Below are 4181 nucleotides of genomic sequence, written 5' to 3' on the forward strand. Positions count from 1 at the left end.
GTAACATATACATACGGCACGACAAGGCTGACATGGTTTGAAGAGTATGGAACAATCATAACTTATTTGAAGATTTTAAAAGATTGTAAGCTATTATATCTGGATAAATAAGTATTAGAAACTAAAGTGAGGAAAAAGATGTTTTTATATTTAAAAGGTTTAGGAAAATTTCGTAAGTCAAAAGCTTATGGATTGGTGGGATGTCTGGCATTGGTGAGTATGATTGGATTGTCGATTCCTGATTTACCAGTTGTTGGAGGAAGAACAGTGTATGCTGACGTCATTCAAGGTGGCGATGATATAAAAGATGTGAGCGTTCATGAGAAGTCCGCTGAGGGTGTTGCTATGACTTATACCACTTATGATAGTGGTACGAGTGGAAAACAAACCGCGTCTGGCAGTGGTGTCTTTGTAGCGCCGAATGTCATGGTAACCGTAGCTCATAATTACTATGATAAAAACCAAGAAAACAAGTCCGCGGTCTTGCGTGGTGGGGAGTCTGCTCGTAGTTATGTTGTGATGAACTCAGAGACGGAAAAGAACAATAAAGTACCTACTTCTGGTGTATCAGAAGCTCTTGAAAAAGACTCTATTCACTTATATAACGGCAACGACTTTGGTAAAGACTATAGCAACGACTTAGCAGTAGTGGTAACTAAAAAGCCTGTAGAAGCTATGACGGGTGGTGAGGACTCTCCAAGAGAGTTGAGCCATAAAGAGGTTTCTACTGGTGATAAAATCACTATGGTAGGTTATCCCAATGATTTTTCGACTCCGAATTTAAGTGAAGAAAACAAGAAGAGGTTGAAAGATGGTAAGGCTTATTCAGTCTCAACAACTGTAAGCAGTGTCAATAAAGAGAGCGGTGCAGTCACTTATCATTCCTCAGCTTTGGGAGGTTTTTCAGGTGCTCCTTTGTTTAATGATAAGGGAGATGTAGTCGGTATCCACCAGCACGGAACAAATACTTCAAACGCTCCTGAGAGTGAGCGTATTGGGGGTGGTACGATTTTTACGGAAAAGCACAGAGCTTGGATTCGTTCTATGATTGATAAATATGGTATAAAGGGTTGGTATATAGATGGTGCAAACCGTTACTATTATGATGAAAATCACAGAGCCTTAAAAGACGTAGAGTATGAGATTGACGGTGCTTTGTATCGTTTTGATGAAAAAGGTCGAGCGACTTTAGTAAAAGGTGAAGAAAAAGGCCGCGTTCTACTTCGAGTGGAAGATACTAAAGGAACTCCTTTGATTTCAGATAAGGTTGTTCAGGAAGGTCCTGTTGGAAGTGGTTTGAATTTTCATTTAAGACAAAATCCAGACTTCAAACAGTTAATAGCAACTTCCCCAACAGCTAAAGTGGTATCTTACAATGGAGTTTCTGTCAACAAACTAGTAAGTGATACTAGTTGGTCTGATGAATATATCAGTAAGTTAGCTTTAGGTAATACCATTATAAAAGCTGTTGTTGACTCAGTAAATCCTTCATCTACTTCGTCTTCTGATTTCGCAAGAACGGAGGTTGGTAAGGTTGACTTGAGTGGCAAATCCAACTTACCTATGCCTAGTAAAGAGGTGTTACAAGCTCCGAATGGCTCAGAAAATTTCTATGCTACAACGCACATTCAAACGCCAGATGGGTCGGGGTCAGGTACTTTAATTGCACCCAATTTGGTGTTAACAGTCGCTCATAATTTTTTAACAGTTAAAGGTTCTGAGGTCGTTACGAAATCTGGTCGCACCAATACAGTGTATAAAGCAACCTTACCGAATGGGTTGTCTGTGCATTTTTCAGATGATGATATTGTTTATTGGAATAAAAAAGATTCCGTATTTGGATTTAAAAATGACTTAGCCTTGGTTCGACTAAAAGAAGATTTCAAAGCGGTATCTCCTGTAGAGATGGTTTCTGAGTCAACTTCTATCGCTAAGGGTGAAAAAGTTTCGGTTTATGGTTTCCCGGACGGTCGTTTATCTCCAGTCTTGGATAGTGAAGTTGTAGATACTACTGATTTCGGTTCAGGTATTGAGGGTATCAGCTATGAAGGCACAAAACCCGGAGCGTCTGGCGGTGGTCTTTATAATGACAAAGGTACTTTAATTGGAGTTCACCAAAATGGTGTTGTAGGAAGCCGCAGTGGTGGTTTGGTTTTATCAAAAGAGCAACTGGATTGGGTTCGTTCTTATATTGAAGGTAAACCAAAAGAGCCTGTCTATGTAAAAGATGAAGTTTTGGTGGATGAGAAGGATAAGGATAAACTTCCTTCAACTCCAAAAGACGAAAAACCAAGTACACCTAAAATAGAGTCTGATAAAGATAAAGTAGAACCTCCTCTCAAACCGCAAAAGGAGCCGAAAACAGAGGTTATTACCACTTACGAAGGTGATAGTACCCTTGAGGTTGGAAAAGAGCGTACAGAGGATACTAAGGGTGAAAAAAAAGGTGTTCCACTTATTTACCGAGTAGTGTATAAAGGTACTAAGCCGAAAGTAGAAAAAGAATCGATTGCTTTTGATACTCTTTACCAAGGAGATGAAACAAAAGAGCTTGGTTTCCGTTCAGTTGTAGAGGGTAAAGGAGGGGTGGTTACTCGAACTACTACTTATCAAGTAGATAAGTATACAGGAGCGGTATCTTCTCAAGTTTCTGAGAAGAAAATAGCTCCTCAATCCAAGGTGATTACTTTAGGTATTAAACCCAACAGTGTCATAAAAGAACTTCCGATTACAGAGCGTTTTGAGGACTCTGAAGAGTTAGAGAAAGGGAAAACGGAGGTTGTTTCGGAGGGGTATGTAGGTAAAGAAGTTACTAAGGTGACTTATAAGGTCTTAGCTGATGGAAAGATTGTTGAAAATTCTCGTACAGTCGAGGTTACACCTATGAGAGAACGTGTGGTTCTTAAGGGTGTGAAGGAAGTGGTGTCATCGACGGAAGAAAACTCAAGTAATCTCAAAGAGGAAGTGGTATCTCCAGATAAAGTAGAGTTTCTAGTTCCAAAAGATGCGCCGATCAGAGAAGAACTGCCTGCGTCTAGTGAGGAATTTTCAGAATCAGAGGTTTTAGTATCGGGAGAAAAAATACCAGGCGACCTTGGGAAGTCTATAGTATCTTCAAAAGAACTAGTCCCTGAAAGAGTGGAAGTTCCAGACTTTGTGGCTAAAGTTACAGGTGGAGAAAAATTGACAGTAGAAGGGCACCGAGATGAGAGAAAAATAAAGACTCCATCAAAACAGGAAAGATTATCTAGCCCAGAAACCACTGCTCAATTCACAACGAACGGGACAGGTTCGTCATCGTTAACAGCTGTTTTTGGCGTTGAAGCGGATAACATGTCACTTTCTACTGTTGAACATTCTGTTATTACATATAATCAACAAAGAGGATGGCATAAGATAAATAATCAGTGGTATTTTAGAAATTCCGATGGGAAAGAACGGACAGGCTGGATGAAAGAAAATGATGCATGGTATTATTTTGATGCGAATGGAATCATGCAAACCGGTTGGATACAGGATACAGACGGTAATTGGTATTATCTCAAGGATAATGGCATGATGGAGGTAGGCTGGTTCCAAGATTCAAGTGGCGCGTGGTACTACTTAGGATCATCTGGTTCCATGGAATCCAATACATGGATTTATTATAAAGGAAAGTGGTACTATATCGATGCTTTTGGGAAACTACTTTTCAATTCGCTAACACCAGACGGCTATAGAGTGAACGAGTACGGGGAATGGATCAACTGATTTTGCTTTATGACCTATTGATGAGCAAGCGAGTAGTATAAAAAACATTAGAATTAATAGTCTAGGAAGTGGTAAGAGTTCTCTAAAACGGCTGATTTTGTAATCTTTTTTGTAAAATAGAGTCTTTAATAAATAATATGAGCAAGATTTATCTCTTTACAAGTGATTAGGATTAATAATTTTTAACTTTCTCGCTCCTTTTGTCTTTCTTTTCCGAATAAATAGGTAGTAGCAGTGAATCTAGTAAACCTAGATTTAAAAATGTGCTATAATGAAAGGAGAGGAAATATGATTCTAAGACATCCGGGCATTAGCCCGACCAATGATTTGGTTGCTAAGAAAATTTTTAGCAATCCAGAAATCACTTGTCAATTTATTCGCGATATGCTGGACTTGCCAGCAAAAAATGTGACCATTTTGGAGGGAAGTAA

The 4181-nt window shown here is 39.2% G+C and carries 1 protein-coding gene; it reads left to right on the forward strand.

Annotated elements, in window-relative coordinates; translation table 11 throughout:
• Positions 1-138 precede the first annotated feature (138 nt).
• The gene (locus tag HT678_RS10240; RefSeq protein ID WP_172924968.1) at positions 139-3750 is read left to right on the forward strand and encodes a trypsin-like peptidase domain-containing protein; all 3612 of its coding nucleotides are present in this window, start codon (positions 139-141) and stop codon (positions 3748-3750) included.
• Positions 3751-4181 lie beyond the last annotated feature (431 nt).

Origin of the sequence: Streptococcus sp. 3167 (assembly GCF_013277175.1) — a bacterium.
Taxonomy (GTDB): Bacteria; Bacillota; Bacilli; order Lactobacillales; family Streptococcaceae; genus Streptococcus; species Streptococcus pseudopneumoniae.